This window comes from Clostridium sulfidigenes, assembly GCF_000732635.1.
GTDB lineage: Bacteria > Bacillota > Clostridia > Clostridiales > Clostridiaceae > Clostridium_J > Clostridium_J sulfidigenes.
Genome location: NZ_JPMD01000015.1, coordinates 45,793 through 62,775, shown reverse-complemented (window position 1 = coordinate 62,775; position 16,983 = coordinate 45,793). Strand labels below are relative to the sequence as shown.

The window sequence follows — 16,983 nt, the reverse complement described above, 5'->3', positions numbered from 1 at the left end:
TTATTTATTATACTTAACCTCTTAGGTATACGTTCAACCAATCTTAAAATAGGACTTTAATTCATTCTAAAATTCAGTTGATATTGCTCATAAATAAAAAAAAGATTATCTCAATCTAAAAATATGAGACAATCCTTTTAGCTCTAATTTAATAGGTCTATTTTAATTTTATCTCTATCTTGTCTACACTTGGAGTTAATTGAGTTAATTTCACATTAGCCTTTTCAAACATATATTTAGAGGCTTTTATAGAATCTGTTTCAGCATACTTATCACTAAGATAATAAACTTCCTTTATGCCTGATTGAATGATATTTCTAGCACATTCATGGCAAGGGAACAAATTTACATATAGTCTACAGCCTTCTAAAGACTTACCTCTAGCATTTAAAATAGCATTTTGCTCAGCATGCACTACATAAGGATACTTAGTTTCTAAAAATTCTCCATCTCTACTCCAAGGAAAATCTTCATCACTACATCCATTAATAAATCCATTATATCCAATAGAAACTATCCTATTGTTGCAATCAACTATACAAGCTCCAACCTGTGTTGATGGATCCTTACTTCTCATTCCTGATAACAAAGAAATACTCATAAAATAATCATTCCAAGAAATATAATCTTCTCTCTTCATACGTAACCTCCTTGAAGTATTTATTACTATTTTATATTAAAAACCTTCATAATTAAAGATACTTTTCTAAATCTGTTATGGATTTCATATAAAAATATCTGTTTATTGTGCTCATTAATATCACATGGTAAAGCAAAATCCCAAATATATTGATTAATTTTTTTCTATAATGACAATAATTATTATACGAGGTGATTCTTATGAACAAATATGAAATTTTAGTACTACTTATAGTACTCATAATACTTATAAAGAGCTTTACTCAATTTATTGAGAAAATAAGAGGCTTTAAAGATGAACAACTAAAATTTACTATGAGGATTAAAAAAGAAAATATTAATAGATTAACAGGACTTCAATTTGAAGGCTTCTGTCAATGGCTTTTTCATAATAACCCTGAATATAAGGATATAAAGCTTACACCTCCTAGTAATGATGGTGGAGTTGATTTAATTCTTACAAATTATGACGATGAAAAAATCTATGTTGAATGTAAAAGATATGATTCTAATCCAACTCTAGCCTCTAATGATGAAGATAATGCTTCTGATGAGTTTTTTATAGGAAGAGTTATATGCCAAAAACTTGTTGGTGCTATGATGGCAAACAATATAAAAAAAGGTATTATTCTTACTACAGGCAGTGTGTCCCCTAATGCCCTAGAATACATTGGTAAACTAGAAGACAACAGTGATTTATCCCTTAAAATATATACTATGGATAATATTTTAAAGCTTATTGAAGAACGTGAAAATCAAGATGACTATGAGCTCGCCGTAGAGATTTAAAGACTCAACTACTCCTGATATAAATACATAATTATATATATTTACTCTAACATCTATGTACCTATTATTAATTAATTTTCTAATTTTTGCGTATATGAAATCAATTACTGCAAACACTAACCTTGTTAATATATTAAAAACAAGGAGGAGTAAATATGGAAGCAATAGTAAACAAAGATACATGTATAGGCTGTGGAGCTTGTGTTGGTGTCTGCCCTGAAATTTATTCATTCGATGATGATGGTAAAGCTGAAGCTATAGATGGAGATGTTCCTTCTGATCTTGAAGCTGGAGCTGTTGATGGAAGAGATCAATGTCCTGTAGATGCCATAGATATTAAAGAATAATGAGCTAGGCTTACTGCCTAGCTTTTCTTATCTTAATACTTAATTATGATTATATTATTAGTTTTGATAATAAAATTTAAAAGTATAATTTAAAACTTATAACATACAATAACTTTACTAGTTCATAGTGAATTTCTTTACCTCTTAGTAATAATAATTATCTATGGTAAAGAAACTTACTGTGAATAAAAATTAAATTAGGTATTAAATTTTATCTTAATATCTAAAAATAAAACTTAGGAGGAAATTGTTATGCAACAAAATCAAGGAAAAAATGCTAAACAACATGTTCAGGATGTACAAAGTAAACTTCAGGATTCAACAAACTGCTTAAATCAAGCATTAAACTCTGTTGAAAAACCACAAAACAGACAAAAAATCCAAAACACTCTTAATTCAGTAGAAAGTGCATTAAATTCAGTAAATAGCACTCTTTCTAACTATCAAGAATAGCAAAACACAAGGTTAATCCCAATACCTTGTGCTGTATATGAATATCAATTAATTTAATAGAGAGACTGAGATATTAAATAAAACAATTAATATCTCAGTCTTTTTCTATATTATATTTCATCATTTTAACAAACAAAATTTATCTTTTTATATTGGTTATATCAATAGATATATATTATATATAGGATAATTCAATTATACATATTCATTTTTGTCTTATATAATTACTTTAGAGTTATGTAATTAATATGTAAAATATATTTTTGTTAGGAGGGAACCTTTAAGTGATTAAAGAAGAAATGACTCCCAAAGAGAGAATGGATGCATTTTCTAGAGGATTAGAAATTGATAGACTAATTTGTATCCCCGACATGGGAGCAACTATGGCGCCATTCATTGGTATAACAACTAAGGATTACTATCATTCTGCACGACTAATGGCAGATTTAGAAATAGCTTTGTTTAAAAAACTTCATCATGATAGCGTAGGCATATCTACTAGTCTTAGAGGAGTGGCTGAAGCTATGGGAGCCAAGGTATGCTATCCTGATTATGCTATCTCCTATTTACTAGAACCTGCTATTAAATCAATAGATGAAATTGAATCTCTCAAAATAATAAACCCTCTAAAGGATGGAAAATTACCTATACTACTGGAAGCATTAAAACTTACTAAAGATGCACTTATAAATGATGTAGATGTCAGTGCCTCTATGTCTGGTCCTTTTAGTGTTGCAGCCTCTGTAGTAGGAACTGAAAATTTATTAAAATGGATGATTAAATATCCTAAAAAGGTTCATACTCTTATGGAAATAGTGTCAGAATCTAATAATAGATACATAGAAGAAGTTGCTAAACTGGGTATCTCAATTAGTTTTGCTGATCCAGTCTCATCAACAAGTCTTATAAGTCCAAAGCAATTCAGAGAATTTTCCTTACCTGCTCTTCAAAAAAACATAAATAAAATAAAAGAAAAAACTGGTAGTTACCCTGGTATACACATCTGTGGAAAAAGTAGAGACATCTGGGAAGATGTTGTGAATACTGGAATTTCCAATTTTAGTATTGATAATATAGAAGATATAGAAGAAGCTAAAAATGTGATGGGTGATAAAGTTGTAATAACCGGAAATGTTCCTCCTGTTGATGTTATATATGCTGGAACTAAAGAAGACATTTTTAAGTCAGTTAAACAATGTATTAGAAAAGGTTACAATTCTGAAAAAGGTTATATTTTAAGCACTGGATGTCAAATTCCAATGCACACTCCAATGAAGAATATTGAAGCCTTTATGGATGCTGGTAAACTATACGGAAAGTATCCAATAGATCTAGAAGAACTAATGAATGATTAATAGAACTTTTTACTGAAACCTTAAGAAATAAATTCTTTAATAATCTATTTCTTAAGTTTTTTTCTTTCATAAGCTAAACTTTCCAAGTATGATTTTAAATTTATGACATATAATAATTTTGATATTTCATAGTGAAATTCTTCTGATAATAATGGTGTTAATAGGACTGTTGTAGATGAAGAAATTTACTATGAACAAAATTTCACTCTTGGATTGAGCTTAAGCTTATTTTCATAATATGCTAGCTCCATACCTTAAAAATAAAGTTTTAGGAGGTAATTGTTATGCACAATAATGAAGGAAAAAGCGCTAAACGCCATCTACGAGATGTACAAATTGAACTTCAAGATTCAAAAACTTGCTTGGATCAAGCATTAAAATCTGTTGAAAAATCACAAAACAGACAAATAATCGAAAATACCCTTAACTCAGTAGAAAGTGCACTACATTCATTAAATAACACACTTTCTAACTATGAAGAATAGTAAAAACTAGTGCTATTATATTCCACTATTTCCTCTTCGCCAATATCCCTTTTAGGGTATTGGCGAATTTTATTTTACTCTAACTTCACTAGTTATAACAACCTGATTCTAAAATCTTATACAATCTCTGTCATTATATGCTCATAGGTTGGTGGTAAGTCATAACTTTTTATATGCTCAAACTTTTTCACCTTAACCCTTCCGTTACCTTCTACAGTGAAATCAATATTATCAGTCCCCACAAGAATATGAGGTCCTATATAGGGATTTACTTGAAGGCTTATATCAAAGACAAAAGAACGATAACCATTGGGTCTAGAAATACTATTTATATATATGGAGTAAGGGTCAACTAGTGGCGTTTGAGATAAGTATGTAGAATAATATTTTTCCACCTCAATCTGGATATAAGGCATTAGTAAAGCTAAAAACACATCCTGATACAGTTCTTCTGTGGACTCCTTAGGTGGTTGATGAGGTAAGTCTACGGTTGTAGATACATTCATAAAAACCTTATCACCTTCCATCCTTCCATGTACTTCATCATTTTCTACTCCAAATATTATTTTCTCATTTATATTATACATTAATACCATAACAGCCAATAAAATTTGTCCCTTCTTAATGTACTTTTTAAAATTAATCATTACTTATGCCCTCTTTTCTTTAATTCTCATTTCCTTTATGTATATAGTATGTGTATACTTACAGCCAAGGATACACTACAATAAAAACTCATATTGTAAAAACATCTTACAGAAACCTATTTAAAAAGTTAAATATTTTGTTATTTGTCTATATAAATAAAGCAGTAGAAAGCTAAACTTCTACTGCTTTATTACTTAATCTAACCTCCCCTTTCTATTTCTAAAAGCTTTACCTATGATGTAACTTAATAGCAATATTGCTACTAAAACCATGAATGTGTATAATGAATTAATTTCTACAACAAAATTTGTAATTAAGATAAAGTTTAGAATTGCTCCTGGTATCACAAATAAAATATATAATAATAACACCTTTATTATTTTTTTTGTATTTCCTCTATTTTTTATTATTACTTTCCTTAATCCTATACTAAAAATAAACCTACAAAATAAAAAGTCAACTATAAACATAAAAATTATATTTAAGGTGAATTTCATATGAAATATATAATATAATAATGACATCATTGCTGACATAATTATAGCCCACCTAGTACTTTGATATATATTAAGTAGTGTACTACTATTAATATCCTTTGATTTTATTATTTCTTTGCAAAACTCTTCAATATTATTACCAATAATACTCTTCACATCAATACCATCATCCTGTGCACTTATTAATAAGTCCTTTACATCTTCACTTACTTCATCCATAAAGTTACCTTCCATACCACTACTTGATAAGTACATTACTATACTCGTGTATGCTTCCTTATATTCATCCCTCAATATGCTATTACTCATCGTCCATCCCCCCTATAATCTTATTTACATTAACATGTAGTTTATTCCAGTATTCTATAAAACCTTCAAGTTCTATACTTCCCATTTCTGATAGTTTATAATATTTTCTACTAACTCCCGCGGATGATTTCCTTCTTTCAGCAATTATTAACTGATTTTTTTCAAGCCTAAGTAATAATGGATAAAGCGTTCCCTCAACAATATCTTCAAATCCACATTGTTTTAATTTTGTTAGTAGTTCATAACCATAGGTCTCTTCCTTTGAAATTATACTTAGTATACATCCTTCAAGAATACCTTTAAGAATTTGAGAATTATTATTCACAGCAATTCCTCCTTTACCTTGTAATACAAAGTATATTATTATTATATTAAAATGTACTTTGCATTGCAAGGTATATTTTAATAAATCCTGCTATTACTTAATACTTACTAAAAATAATCACTAAAAAAAGAAGGTGTAGCCTCTACGACTACGCCCTCTTTCCTACTTATATAATCCATAAAACTATGATTTATTTAAATCATAGTTAGCCAATTCTTTTACCTAAATTCTTTTGAGAAAGGCTTGCTTCATAAACAATCATAGTAGCTGCTACTCCTACATTTAAAGAATCTGCACCTCCAAACATGGGGATTATTATTCTTTCACATTCATATTTATTCCAAATTTCTGAAATTCCATGTATTTCATTTCCTACAATAATAGCAATTCTCCCCTTATAATTAGCATCATAGTAATTGTTACTGGCTTTTAAATCAGTAACAATAATCTTAAATCCGTTACTCTTAAGCCACCTTACAAGTAATTCTATGTCACTACTTACAACTGGCAACATAAAACTAGATCCCATGCTTGACTTTATCAGCTTTTGATTTGTTTTTCTAACTTTACTATTACAAATAATTACTCCATCTCCACCAGCACCATCAACTGACCTTATAATTGTTCCAATATTTCCTGGTTTCTCTAATCCATCAAGTATTACTAGCAAATTATTTTCCTTTAGCTTTACATCCTTAAGGTCATACTTTGGAAAACTACATAATAGAAAAAATCCTTCTCCACTATCTCTACTACTCAATCTTTTACACAAATTACTTGATATTAAACATGAATTCTCTGCTACCATAGAAATACTCTTAACCATATCAAGGATAGATTTGTTTTTAATAAACTCTAGACAAAATACAAAGCTTATTATTCTAATATTACTTTTAATTATCTTTTCATAGGCCCATAATCCCTCTATAACAAATAAATCTTCATCTTCAACCTTTTTATTCTTTATTATTCCATTGATTAGTCTTATTGAATTGTCCTTACTACCAACAAGTTTTAAATGAGAAAACTCTTCACCTAATTCCTCTATATCTAACCCCATTTTAAATATTTTTCCTCTCTATTCAACTTATAAAAATTTATAAACTCAATCTATCCCCAAGTTTTCTTCCACATAATACGTTTACCTACATTTTCAAATCCTATAATTCCATAAAATTCTCGTTGACCTCCAAAGCAGTATTTAGCTCCATACTTTTGGCTTTTCTTCATGCCCTCCATCAATGCAATTGTGGCAAGCCCCATTCTCCTATACTCCGGAACAGTAGCTAGTGGTTCTAAATATGCATATTGATTTTGTGTATCCTCCCACATACCTGCAAAACAAGCATAGTCACCATTGTGAGCTTTTATAACTGTTGTAAGCTCCTTATTAAACCTAGGAGCACTCTGCATAAGTAATCTACCATCAATATCATCATCTGGATTAGGACCATGATTAAAGCCCTTCCATAGACAAGCATGAATCTGCTTTAGATCATTTTCATCTTCAAGAGATATCATTGAAAAACCTTCTGGTAAAGGTAACTCCTTAAACCCCTTTTCATAGGGATATATGGTAATTGTTTCAGTATCACATACTTCATATCCTCTTTCAGTTAGTAAATCATCAAGACCCTGCTTATCAGTAGAATACACTGTCAAAGTATGACTTCCATCCTTTTCCTCTGATAATTCCTTTTCACCATAGGTAAGCATCTCAGGGTATAAATCTTCATAACCTGCTTTTACCGCCATGATGCACTCTCCTAATCTCATCTCATAGCACGCAACTCCAACAATGTCACTATTTTCTTCCCAAAGACCAAACCTATGAGTCAGCTTATGATCAAAATATGAATGCGTGTGTGCATACTCGTAAAAACTTGGAAGCAAATATCCATTAAAATGATCACTATTATAATTATCCTTTAGAAATTTATATACTCTTTCAAAATCACTTAACAATTTGTATCGCCTATGCTTAATTGTCATATATATTTCACCCCACAAAATATAAATATCTTTAATTAATAATTTCATATATCAAAATTTATCATCATACTTATTTTAATATGTGGGGTGATTAAATAATATATAAAGAACAATTCTATATTATTCTTTGCACATAAAAAGCCATCACTCATTATAAGAGTGATAGCTTCTCATTTCTATTTTTACTATATACAATTTTTTTAATACTATCTATGGAAAGAAAAAATTCTTCTGACAGCGCGTAAATGGTATATCCACTTTCATGCTTATTACGTATAGCTTCATTTCTATTTTGTATACGCTGCCTGGTACCTGACTTTTCCCCCCACTTTTTCCGTGTTGTATGTTCAGATGGAATATATACATATTCTCCTTGAATATACTTTTGAATTTCTCTTAATAAATCATCTGGTAAAATTGTTTCAGCCTTTACATATCCCATAAAGCTCAGCTCCTTAAATTTATACTTTAAATTAAGGAAACAAAGCCTGTATAAGTATGAATTTATTTAGTAATGGCGACTAGATATTTACCTCTGTGCAATTGTCGCCTTAAGCCATACTTACAGACTTTGCACAGAGTATTTTGAGTTGTTCTTTTTTCGCTAATTCAAATCTCATATTTACTACCCCCAATAAACCTTGTTTTCTATATAATACCAAATACTGTAGAAATCATCAATTAATCTTCTAAATTATAAAGCTAGATATCTAGATTTATAAATACTCCAAGGTATCTACTAATTCAAATTCATTATACTCTGATACAAAATCCTGAAGTATTTTGCAATGTCCTGCTCCATAAATAACCAAAACTCTATCTTCTGGTTCCACCATATCTTGTAGATTTCCAAAAATATAAAGATTTCTCCTATACCATTCTGTAAGCATGTCCACTCCATAATATTTATCTCCAGCTCCTATTTGAGCCATAGCTAAATATAAATCACTATGCTCCTTTGCAATACGATTAGGATCATTAAGATGCTTTAGGATTTCAATAACTGTACTATTCTTCATAATTTCATTTTCAATTATATTACATTCCTTTATTTCATTCATAAACTTCTCATAGAACTTTGGACAATTCTTTTCAGCATATTCAAAAACCTCTTCCGGTAAATCTACTGGATAGTCTATAGGATAAATTTTATTATGTTTTAATATTTGTCCTAACCTAAACCCTAATTGAACAATTTCATTTCTATGACTTATTGTTTCATCAGATGAATTATATTTATTTACACAATACTCTGAATAAGCCTTATTTAATTCCTCATTTTTTCCTCGATTTGCTTCAACAGCAATTTTATTTGGTTTAAATTGCATTAGCTTTTCTATCACTACCTTAATTTCTTTTTGTTTTTTTTCAGTAGTTATATCTTCACATTGAGCTTTAATTAAATGTTCTCCACCATTTGCAAAATGATAGGTTCCTAATATAAGTATCTTTGCTTTTTTCTCCATAAATACACCCTCATTTTCTATATAATATCAAGTATTGTATAAATTATCAATTATTTTTCCGAATTATATTTAGAATTAACAATATAACTATCCTCATATCAGAAATCTCCAATTATATATATGTTATTAAGAATTATCTCATTAAACTATTCCCTACTAAATGTCTGTATGTCTCCCAGTAATGTGATTGCACTATTATCAACAATTATTCCACCAGTGTCTTTAATAGCATATACAGTGTCCGCTCTTTCATTTAATACCTTATTTATATAGTTTTTTTCTATATCTGTTTCTTCATAATGAACTTCAATATCAAAGTCTCTAATCAAATTTAATCCTCTATTATATGAGAATGTATCATAATCTTTATCAGGAGTAATATGATAATCTGCTATCTGAATCATTGCTCCAGCACTAATACCTATAATTACTCCTAGAAAACTTTCAATCTCATTTATTAAATCAAACTCCTTTAAGCGATACATCATTTTATCAGGTAACCCTCCGGTAAAAAATATTATGTCACCGTTTCTTACTTTCTTTTTTGCATTTTCTTCTGTATCTTTAAAATAATTTATCCAGTCTATATTTTCTTCCCTAATTCCATAACTTAAAAATGGTAGAACAATAGTGTTATAATACTTTCCTTTATATTTACTATAGGCACTCTGCCACTCCATATCATTGCTTATATTTTCACCGAAAGAAAATGGAATTACCAAAACCTTATCATTACACTTTATATATTTTTCCATAGTATTCTTTGCCCATTTTTCATGGAAATTATATAAACTAAATAATATATTAACCATTAATATTCTTCCTCTCTTCATAATTCACAAAGTAATAATAGTTCCAATTATTATTTATGTGAATTACTTCATTTTGCAATAATATACTACTGTTTCATAATCAAAAATCAATGTACCATTTTTATTATACTTTTTAAATAGAAGTTCAAATTCCATAATCATATAATTGAATCTTGGGTCTTCTTCATTTGGAATATATGAATAAGATACTAAATCCCCTTTTAATCTTTCTAAATTATACACTTGAGGATTAGAAAATATTTCTTTATCGATTGTTTTTAAACCAAAGAATTTGGGTAAATCCGTATTAAGTGAATTCCCCCCCTCACGTTCTGAGTATTTTTCAATTAGTTCCATATATTCATTCATAAATTGGCTATTGCTAAATTTTCTTCTATTATTGATAATTACTACGAACCCGCCAGGTTTTAATATTCTGAGAAATTCTTTTTTTGTAGCTTCTGGCTCAAACCAATGAAATGCTTGTCCTGATGTAATTACATCTACTGATTCTGATTCCAACTTTGTATATTCTGAAGATGCATCTATTGAATGAAAATTTGTGTAATTAATTAGATACTTCTCTCCAGCGGACCTCATTTCTGCATTAGGTTCAATGCCGTATACTTCGTTTCCATTATCCAAAAATAATTTAGCAGAAATTCCTGTTCCAGAGCCAATATCAGCAATAATTGCTCCTTTAGTTAAGCCAATGGATGTATTTAGAAACTCTATTATTTCATTAGGATAGTTAGGTCTATATTTTGCATAGTTCTCTACTCGACTACTAAATCTACCTTTAGGATTAAGTTCTGTTAAATTCATAATACCCTCCAAATTAAAAAATTTAATGTTTCCTTGTAAATTTTACTTGTATTATTACTCCCCATCATCAAATGCCTTTCGAGTTGCATTTCCTTTTTTCGCATCAAAATCTATAGGAAGATGCTCTTTATCAATTATGTCTTCATAGTTAATGCCAGAAAAATAATTAATACCTTTCTCATTTATTCACTCCTAATTGAACTCTATAAGTATTCCTTATTTCATATTTCAAATTTTTACATTAACTTCTATTCTTAATATAATCATCTATAAGCTTAATATCCTTAATATCCTTCTCTCTTCCTAATTGTGCCTTCTGCTTTTTTATACTTTCTAAACTTCCTACAGGTAATCCATCAATGATCACTATTTCATCAACGAACCAATTTTCTAGTATTTCTATTGTATCGTTTATCTGAATAATTCTTGAATTATCTTTTTCTACTGTGTACTTACAACCATTTTTTAAAAATAGTTCAACTAAATTTGTAGTACATCCTAAATCAATATCATTTGTGGTTTCTTTAACACCATGAATTACTAAACCTGCACCAGAGGTTATCCAATATTCACTTAAAGGTAACTCCATGTTTTTAAGTATTTTAACTATATCTTCTTTTCCTAACATTTTAATAACCCCCTTAATTATATTAATTTTCATCTGATTTCTAATACTCTATAGTCCATTATAAAATTCAATTAGTAACTTTATATTATCCCTATGATATGGACTATTGCCCCTGATAATAAAGCAACAACAGTGCCAATTATTATTCCTATAACAGCACCCCTTATATGATGCCAGGGATTCTTATATTCTTTATCCATATCCTCAGTTCCAGGTATTCTTGTTCTTTTACAATGACAAAAAAGTCCAATATCTAATACTATCATATCGTAAATATTCACCACAAAAAATAGTATAAACACGTGGATATATGCAGACTTAAAGTTTTTTGCACCAGAATAATATGCCACTACCGCAAGAACAATTGCAAAAATCAATACTGAAATTAATTTAATTGATAAATGTCTTTTTTTCTCTCCTTTAATAACATCTTTATACTGAGGCAGATTTTCTACCCTTTCTATAATTTCTTTAGGGTAAGACATAATATGCTTAATAGGGTCTTTATAAAGAGAAGGTAATATAATTAGTGTGAAAACTGCGCACGAAATAACACATTCTACAAATAAAATCATATTTTATCCCTCCTCGAAAATGAAAATAACTATAACATCACATATTTTTAGCTTTTATTATTTTTATGTTCTTTAATCTACAAAGGGTTAATATAACTATCATTAAGCCTCCTAGATATAAATATTATCTTTTTTTATTTCTTATTTTTCCTCTCATATATCGATACTCCAATACTAACTCCTACACAAATAACAATATCTATATTATGAATTCATTAACCTTTGTTTAGCAGCCTTATAATGCCTCCAGTAATTAGTATAATACTTATGGTTATTATCACCACATTATTAAATATAGTTTCAATGCTAAAACTCTTAACTAAACTAAATATTATTGGTATTGCAAATATAAATCCTATTATTAGCATAATTATAGGAGACTTTAATATATTCTTAATAGGTAATGGTGCTTTGCCTGAGCCAATAAAATAACCAGGATTATTAGCGTTCTTTTGCCACTCATTTATCTCTTCTACTTGTTTTTCTAATGGATTTAACTTTACTTCATTATTTTTATTATTAATAATTTCCACCCCCTATTAAATCTAGATAAAAGAGTAAAATCTATCTTAAATTTCTACTTAATACTTCCGCTAAAGAACCATCATCTATTTCAAATACCTTACGACAACTAAAACCATTCTTTATATATTTATTTTTCTCCAAATGCATATATTACTGACATATTAAAATGAAGTCCGTCACCTTTGTCGAAACTTTCTAGTCCTTGAAATATGTCTTTTTTAAACTCTTCAAATACATCACAACCCAAATCTTCTATTTTTTCAAATATTCCTCTAACTGCGTTGGTGCACATTTCTTGCCACCATTCCTCTTTATCCTTATACACAACATCTGTATTTTCTTCATGAACTTTAACATTTTTAAAACCTGACTCATCTAATATTTTTATTACATCCACTACTGTATCAAACTTTGGAATATCAGGTTTTCTATCCTTATTTTCCTTTTGTATCTTGTTAGGTAAATATTTATTAACTATTTTAGTTAACCACTTTTGATCTTCTTGTTTACCCCATATACTAAATCCTGCTTGTCCTCCATTTTTTAACACTCCTAGTATTCCATTTAATCTATTTTCACTAAGTAAAAGATATCCTATTCCAAATCCGCAAATAACATTATCAAATGAATCTTTTTTAAAGTTTAAATTCTGAGCATTCATATTCTTAACTTCTGCATTACATATTTTCTTATTTAAAATATCTTTATAAGTTTCACCTACCATAACTTCTGAATTATCTATGCCTACAGCGTATCCATCTTTACCTATTTTATCTATTGCAGCAAATAATGAAGCACCTCTACCCATTCCAATATCTAACACTTTAGCTCCTTTGTTAATCATTGAAAGTTCAACTAATCTATCTCCAAAACTATTCCAATACTTAGGTCCAACTTTTCCAAAATCAATTGCAACCTTGTCCCATATTGTTACTAACTTCATTTTATTCCTCCAGTTATATTCCTCTATTAACCTTATATAAACATATCACCATATTGTTTTATAATACTCTATAGTCCATTACAAAATTCAATCAATGGTTTAATTGATGATTGGTCTGTAAAATCTACTACTTTACCATAGGTTTCGAGCATCATTTTTGCTTCATCATCCATTTTATTCTCAGGCATTTTACTTACTTTGTTTTTTAATAAAGCCATCATAGACTTGTGGATAAAACCAAGATTTTTATAATCAATAGCACCTCTAAAATGAAATAATTTAATCCTATCCTGCATTTCCTTCGTAAAATTCTTATCAATAACAGGTATAAATTGTTCAGTGTTACTTGGATCAGCAAGTCCTACAGTAAATACAACTAAATTTTTATCTTTTAGCTTATCAAAGGCTTTAGTAATTAATGAAACACCCCGTATTCCACTTGCATAAAGACCGCCTCCATAAATAATAGTAGAATAATTTTGCATATCCACTACATCAATTTTAGATGCCTCAAAAATATCCGCATCAAGTTCAGTAGCAATCCATTCTGCATATTTTTTTGCTGAACCATATTTTGATTTGTATATAACAACTATTTTATTCATGTATTTCCTCCTATGATTTTGTATGATAATTTACTTTATTTAATTATATTAGGCATATCCACATTAGTATTATCTATAATTAAATCTACAAAGGAATAAGGGTTATCAATCTTTTCATATAATTTATACGCAGGAATATATCTATTATTATATTTATTTAATAACACTTTTAAGCTATCATTCTTAAATATATCTCTTTCTGAAGCTCGTCTTAATTGCTCATCTGTTTCAACTACAAGCATAATACTATAATCATAATATTTCTTAAATTCATTTTTAAATATAAATATACCCTCAATTATGAGTATCCCCTCACTGCCTAAAGAAACATCTAATTTTTTTGTATATTTATCCTCTAGTGTATCTAAAACAAAATCACTAAATTCTATTTTTCCTGTTATTCTGGCTTTTTTTAAAATATCTCTTTCAAATTTTATATAGTCAAAGTTATTATAATAGTGTTGTTCCCAACATGGTAATTCACCAGAATAGCGTATAGCTCGTTTATTACAGAAGTCATCAATTGAAACCACTTCAGCTTTTACTCCTGACTTTATTAAATAATCTTTAATATTTTGAGATAAAGTGGATTTTCCTGAACATCCTTGTCCATCAATTCCAACTATTAAGCATCTATCTTTTATCATTAATTTCTGAGTGATTAATTTTCCTACTATATACTCAGTTAATTCACTACACTTCAACCTTATTCCTCCATTTACTATTATGAGTAATATATATTCTAATTATAACATTAACTTCAATATAATGTATATTTAGCTCAATTTCTTTAATAATAAATATTAGCTAAATAGAAATGCTATGTTGTTCTCAACATAGCATTTTAATAATTAAGACTACACTCTTAATCTTAATTTCATTATTCTTATTATCCTCTTGATTTCCCAGTAATATGTTCTATTTTAATTTCTATTATTTTTGCACTATCTTGTGCTTTTTCAATATATCTTTTACCTTCTTCTATGAAGCTTTGAGAATATTTTTTAATAAATTCAAATAAAATATCTCTCTTTAAAGCTCCAGTTAGTTCCTTTGCTTCTCCAAAAGCTATGATGCTTTTATAATTTGTACTAAACTTTCCTGGTAATACTTCAGTATCTGTAACTACGCAAAAGGATACTTTAGGGTTTTTTTCAATATTATCAAGCTTATGCCCTTCTTTAGCACAGTGAAAATATATGGAGTTATCTTGGTAAACATAGCTTAATGGTACAGTATAAGGATATCCATTTTCGCCAACCGTTGCTAAAACTCCATATTCTCCATTAGTTAAAATTATTTCTATGTACTCACCAAAAACTTCTCTATCCTTTTTTCTCATTTCTCTAAACATATACACAACTCCTTTAAATTTTCTTCATAATATTAACAGGCTAAAAATACCTACACAAAACTACTAAAATAACTTTCCCCGGAAATAATTAAACCTTAATTATTTCCGACATTTTCAAATTACTTATTATCAATTATCCTCAAAAATCTATCTACATACCTTTGATCAAAATCACATAGTTCATAATTTTCTTTAGATGATGTTTTTTCAACCTTACCTGTGTCCATAATAAGCTTATCAAATACTTCAAGTTCTAAATAAGTGTCTTCAAATTCACTATTAGCTTGATAAAAATTTACTTTATTACCATCATTAAAGAATACAGTATAATAAAATTCACCTGCTCCTTTTGGAAAAATGCCAAACTTCTTTCCATTAAATCCAGCTTCAACCTTAGAAATATCTTCATAAGAATAGGTTGTCCCCATTGGGTTGTAAAAACTATAGTCAGTTATCTTATTTTCTGTTACCATAGTAATTCCAGTAATGCACATATACAATAAAGCAATATTTAAAAGAATAGTTACTACAATATTTTTCTTTGCAAAATTACAAATATTTACAGTCCATTTCAACTCTATATTCTTAACTTTTTTATATATTCTTGAAATTAAAAATGCAATTAGTTCTACTTCAAAGAAGAAAACCAAATAACTATATGGTGGTTTAAACATAAACATTAAATAATTCTTTGGTACAAATATAGCTTCTTGTAACTTCCCTATACCTGCAAAAATAGCAAAAGTTAAAATTATTGCAAAAATCGAAATTAAAAATACAGAGGCTGTACCTTTAGTCTTTTTATTAGGTTGCTTTAAATATTTTCTCCAAGTTAAAGTTAATATTACTGTACTGAATATAGCCATGATACTATTAAGTCCTATAGAATCATAATTCTTATCAGTAATATTAAGCCAAAGCCACAATAATGGCCCACTAAGCATTAAAGTACCAAACATTTGAGCTGTTAATGAAATTTCACTTAGCTCCTTAACTTCACCTAAAAATTCAGTGAATTCTTCACTTTTAATATATTCAAAGTCATCATGATAATAATCTAAATCTGCATTAGGATTTTTCTTTACTTCCTTTAATAAAACTTCAATAGTAAATTTCTTGCTTTGAATATCTAATTCACCTTTATTTAATTCTTCTAATTTTTCTTTTAAAATATTTTCTAATTGTAAGTCACCGTTTTTGAACTCTCTTATTTTAGAAATTGGAATTTCTAGTTGTCTAAGAATTTTTATTCTTTTCAATTCTTTAATATTATCTTCATCATAATCCCTATATGCGTTTGAATTTCTTCTTACAGAAATTAAACCCTCACTCTCATAAAACCGAATTGTCTTAGCTGATAATCCTGTTAACAGTTCCGCATTTTTTATTTTCATCTATAGTCTCCTTTATG

General features: G+C 28.4%; 23 protein-coding genes. 5 read left to right on the top strand and 18 right to left on the bottom strand.

Annotated features, from left to right (window positions below):
- Positions 1-157: 157 nt before the first annotated feature.
- Complete coding sequence (locus tag IO99_RS06950; protein WP_035131756.1) at positions 158-640, bottom strand: deoxycytidylate deaminase; 483 nt, start codon at positions 638-640, stop codon at positions 158-160.
- Between the two features lie 200 nt (positions 641-840).
- On the opposite strand from IO99_RS06950, the gene IO99_RS06945 reads away from it, so the two are divergent.
- The 5 genes from IO99_RS06945 to IO99_RS06925 all read left to right on the top strand — a co-directional run bounded on the left by IO99_RS06945 (position 841) and on the right by IO99_RS06925 (position 4,068).
- Entirely contained in the window at positions 841-1,428 is a 588-nt protein-coding gene (locus IO99_RS06945) for a restriction endonuclease (protein WP_035131754.1), read from the top strand.
- Positions 1,429-1,583: 155 nt separating this feature from the next.
- Entirely contained in the window at positions 1,584-1,775 is a 192-nt protein-coding gene (locus IO99_RS06940) for a ferredoxin (RefSeq protein ID WP_035131751.1), read from the top strand.
- Between the two features lie 252 nt (positions 1,776-2,027).
- Positions 2,028-2,228: an EscE/YscE/SsaE family type III secretion system needle protein co-chaperone gene (locus IO99_RS06935; RefSeq protein ID WP_035131749.1), complete on the top strand. Its 201-nt coding sequence runs from the start codon at positions 2,028-2,030 to the stop codon at positions 2,226-2,228.
- Positions 2,229-2,512: 284 nt separating this feature from the next.
- Positions 2,513-3,583: a methylcobamide--CoM methyltransferase gene (locus IO99_RS06930; RefSeq protein ID WP_035131746.1), complete on the top strand. Its 1,071-nt coding sequence runs from the start codon at positions 2,513-2,515 to the stop codon at positions 3,581-3,583.
- 284 nt (positions 3,584-3,867) lie between these two features.
- Positions 3,868-4,068, top strand: coding sequence for a hypothetical protein (locus IO99_RS06925; protein ID WP_035131744.1), 201 nt, complete (start codon positions 3,868-3,870; stop codon positions 4,066-4,068).
- A gap of 116 nt (positions 4,069-4,184) precedes the next feature.
- Here the strand turns inward: IO99_RS06925 and IO99_RS06920 are convergent, their stop codons facing one another.
- From IO99_RS06920 to IO99_RS06840, 17 genes are all read right to left on the bottom strand, one after another.
- Positions 4,185-4,715, bottom strand: a complete 531-nt coding sequence (locus IO99_RS06920; protein ID WP_051823977.1) for a DUF3888 domain-containing protein — start codon at positions 4,713-4,715, stop codon at positions 4,185-4,187.
- A gap of 195 nt (positions 4,716-4,910) precedes the next feature.
- Entirely contained in the window at positions 4,911-5,522 is a 612-nt protein-coding gene (locus IO99_RS06915) for a DUF1048 domain-containing protein (protein ID WP_035131742.1), read from the bottom strand.
- On the bottom strand, positions 5,515-5,847 hold the full coding sequence (locus tag IO99_RS06910; RefSeq protein ID WP_035131740.1) for a PadR family transcriptional regulator: 333 nt from the start codon (positions 5,845-5,847) through the stop codon (positions 5,515-5,517). Before IO99_RS06910 ends, IO99_RS06915 begins: the two co-directional genes overlap by 8 nt.
- A gap of 205 nt (positions 5,848-6,052) precedes the next feature.
- Complete coding sequence (locus IO99_RS06905; RefSeq protein ID WP_035131738.1) at positions 6,053-6,907, bottom strand: RNA methyltransferase; 855 nt, start codon at positions 6,905-6,907, stop codon at positions 6,053-6,055.
- A gap of 50 nt (positions 6,908-6,957) precedes the next feature.
- Positions 6,958-7,839, bottom strand: a complete 882-nt coding sequence (locus IO99_RS06900; protein ID WP_035131736.1) for a GNAT family N-acetyltransferase — start codon at positions 7,837-7,839, stop codon at positions 6,958-6,960.
- Between the two features lie 151 nt (positions 7,840-7,990).
- Positions 7,991-8,281, bottom strand: coding sequence for a CD3324 family protein (locus tag IO99_RS06895; RefSeq protein WP_035131722.1), 291 nt, complete (start codon positions 8,279-8,281; stop codon positions 7,991-7,993).
- A gap of 274 nt (positions 8,282-8,555) precedes the next feature.
- On the bottom strand, positions 8,556-9,305 hold the full coding sequence (locus IO99_RS06890) for a DUF5694 domain-containing protein (protein ID WP_035131720.1): 750 nt from the start codon (positions 9,303-9,305) through the stop codon (positions 8,556-8,558).
- 146 nt (positions 9,306-9,451) lie between these two features.
- Complete coding sequence (locus IO99_RS06885) at positions 9,452-10,117, bottom strand: Type 1 glutamine amidotransferase-like domain-containing protein (RefSeq protein WP_035131718.1); 666 nt, start codon at positions 10,115-10,117, stop codon at positions 9,452-9,454.
- A gap of 63 nt (positions 10,118-10,180) precedes the next feature.
- On the bottom strand, positions 10,181-10,942 hold the full coding sequence (locus IO99_RS06880; RefSeq protein WP_035131716.1) for a class I SAM-dependent methyltransferase: 762 nt from the start codon (positions 10,940-10,942) through the stop codon (positions 10,181-10,183).
- A 241-nt stretch (positions 10,943-11,183) separates the two neighbouring features.
- Positions 11,184-11,570 carry a hypothetical protein gene (locus IO99_RS06875; RefSeq protein ID WP_035131709.1) on the bottom strand — a complete coding sequence of 129 codons (387 nt, stop codon included), beginning with the start codon at positions 11,568-11,570 and terminating at the stop codon, positions 11,184-11,186.
- Positions 11,571-11,650: 80 nt separating this feature from the next.
- Positions 11,651-12,145 (bottom strand): hypothetical protein, encoded by a 495-nt coding sequence (locus IO99_RS19300; RefSeq protein WP_084178108.1) that lies wholly within the window; start codon positions 12,143-12,145, stop codon positions 11,651-11,653.
- 215 nt (positions 12,146-12,360) lie between these two features.
- Positions 12,361-12,678, bottom strand: coding sequence for a hypothetical protein (locus IO99_RS06865; protein WP_051823976.1), 318 nt, complete (start codon positions 12,676-12,678; stop codon positions 12,361-12,363).
- A gap of 119 nt (positions 12,679-12,797) precedes the next feature.
- Entirely contained in the window at positions 12,798-13,613 is an 816-nt protein-coding gene (locus IO99_RS06860; protein ID WP_035131707.1) for a class I SAM-dependent methyltransferase, read from the bottom strand.
- 68 nt (positions 13,614-13,681) lie between these two features.
- Positions 13,682-14,218 (bottom strand): flavodoxin domain-containing protein, encoded by a 537-nt coding sequence (locus IO99_RS06855; RefSeq protein WP_035131705.1) that lies wholly within the window; start codon positions 14,216-14,218, stop codon positions 13,682-13,684.
- Between the two features lie 35 nt (positions 14,219-14,253).
- Positions 14,254-14,922: a nucleoside/nucleotide kinase family protein gene (locus IO99_RS06850; RefSeq protein WP_035131703.1), complete on the bottom strand. Its 669-nt coding sequence runs from the start codon at positions 14,920-14,922 to the stop codon at positions 14,254-14,256.
- A 185-nt stretch (positions 14,923-15,107) separates the two neighbouring features.
- Entirely contained in the window at positions 15,108-15,572 is a 465-nt protein-coding gene (locus IO99_RS06845) for a pyridoxamine 5'-phosphate oxidase family protein (RefSeq protein ID WP_035131701.1), read from the bottom strand.
- A gap of 119 nt (positions 15,573-15,691) precedes the next feature.
- Positions 15,692-16,966, bottom strand: a complete 1,275-nt coding sequence (locus IO99_RS06840) for a MerR family transcriptional regulator (RefSeq protein WP_035131700.1) — start codon at positions 16,964-16,966, stop codon at positions 15,692-15,694.
- Between the last annotated feature and the right edge of the window lie 17 nt (positions 16,967-16,983).

Coding starts and splice junctions, on each gene's coding strand:
- IO99_RS06950 (WP_035131756.1), bottom strand. CDS start 640: ATGAAGAGAGAAGATTATATTTCTTGGAATGATTATTTTATGAGTATT.
- IO99_RS06945 (WP_035131754.1), top strand. CDS start 841: ATGAACAAATATGAAATTTTAGTACTACTTATAGTACTCATAATACTT.
- IO99_RS06940 (WP_035131751.1), top strand. CDS start 1,584: ATGGAAGCAATAGTAAACAAAGATACATGTATAGGCTGTGGAGCTTGT.
- IO99_RS06935 (WP_035131749.1), top strand. CDS start 2,028: ATGCAACAAAATCAAGGAAAAAATGCTAAACAACATGTTCAGGATGTA.
- IO99_RS06925 (WP_035131744.1), top strand. CDS start 3,868: ATGCACAATAATGAAGGAAAAAGCGCTAAACGCCATCTACGAGATGTA.
- IO99_RS06920 (WP_051823977.1), bottom strand. CDS start 4,715: ATGATTAATTTTAAAAAGTACATTAAGAAGGGACAAATTTTATTGGCT.
- IO99_RS06915 (WP_035131742.1), bottom strand. CDS start 5,522: ATGAGTAATAGCATATTGAGGGATGAATATAAGGAAGCATACACGAGT.
- IO99_RS06905 (WP_035131738.1), bottom strand. CDS start 6,907: ATGGGGTTAGATATAGAGGAATTAGGTGAAGAGTTTTCTCATTTAAAA.
- IO99_RS06900 (WP_035131736.1), bottom strand. CDS start 7,839: ATGACAATTAAGCATAGGCGATACAAATTGTTAAGTGATTTTGAAAGA.
- IO99_RS06895 (WP_035131722.1), bottom strand. CDS start 8,281: ATGGGATATGTAAAGGCTGAAACAATTTTACCAGATGATTTATTAAGA.
- IO99_RS06890 (WP_035131720.1), bottom strand. CDS start 9,305: ATGGAGAAAAAAGCAAAGATACTTATATTAGGAACCTATCATTTTGCA.
- IO99_RS06885 (WP_035131718.1), bottom strand. CDS start 10,117: ATGGTTAATATATTATTTAGTTTATATAATTTCCATGAAAAATGGGCA.
- IO99_RS06880 (WP_035131716.1), bottom strand. CDS start 10,942: ATGAATTTAACAGAACTTAATCCTAAAGGTAGATTTAGTAGTCGAGTA.
- IO99_RS06875 (WP_035131709.1), bottom strand. CDS start 11,570: ATGTTAGGAAAAGAAGATATAGTTAAAATACTTAAAAACATGGAGTTA.
- IO99_RS19300 (WP_084178108.1), bottom strand. CDS start 12,145: ATGATTTTATTTGTAGAATGTGTTATTTCGTGCGCAGTTTTCACACTA.
- IO99_RS06860 (WP_035131707.1), bottom strand. CDS start 13,613: ATGAAGTTAGTAACAATATGGGACAAGGTTGCAATTGATTTTGGAAAA.
- IO99_RS06855 (WP_035131705.1), bottom strand. CDS start 14,218: ATGAATAAAATAGTTGTTATATACAAATCAAAATATGGTTCAGCAAAA.
- IO99_RS06845 (WP_035131701.1), bottom strand. CDS start 15,572: ATGTTTAGAGAAATGAGAAAAAAGGATAGAGAAGTTTTTGGTGAGTAC.
- IO99_RS06840 (WP_035131700.1), bottom strand. CDS start 16,966: ATGAAAATAAAAAATGCGGAACTGTTAACAGGATTATCAGCTAAGACA.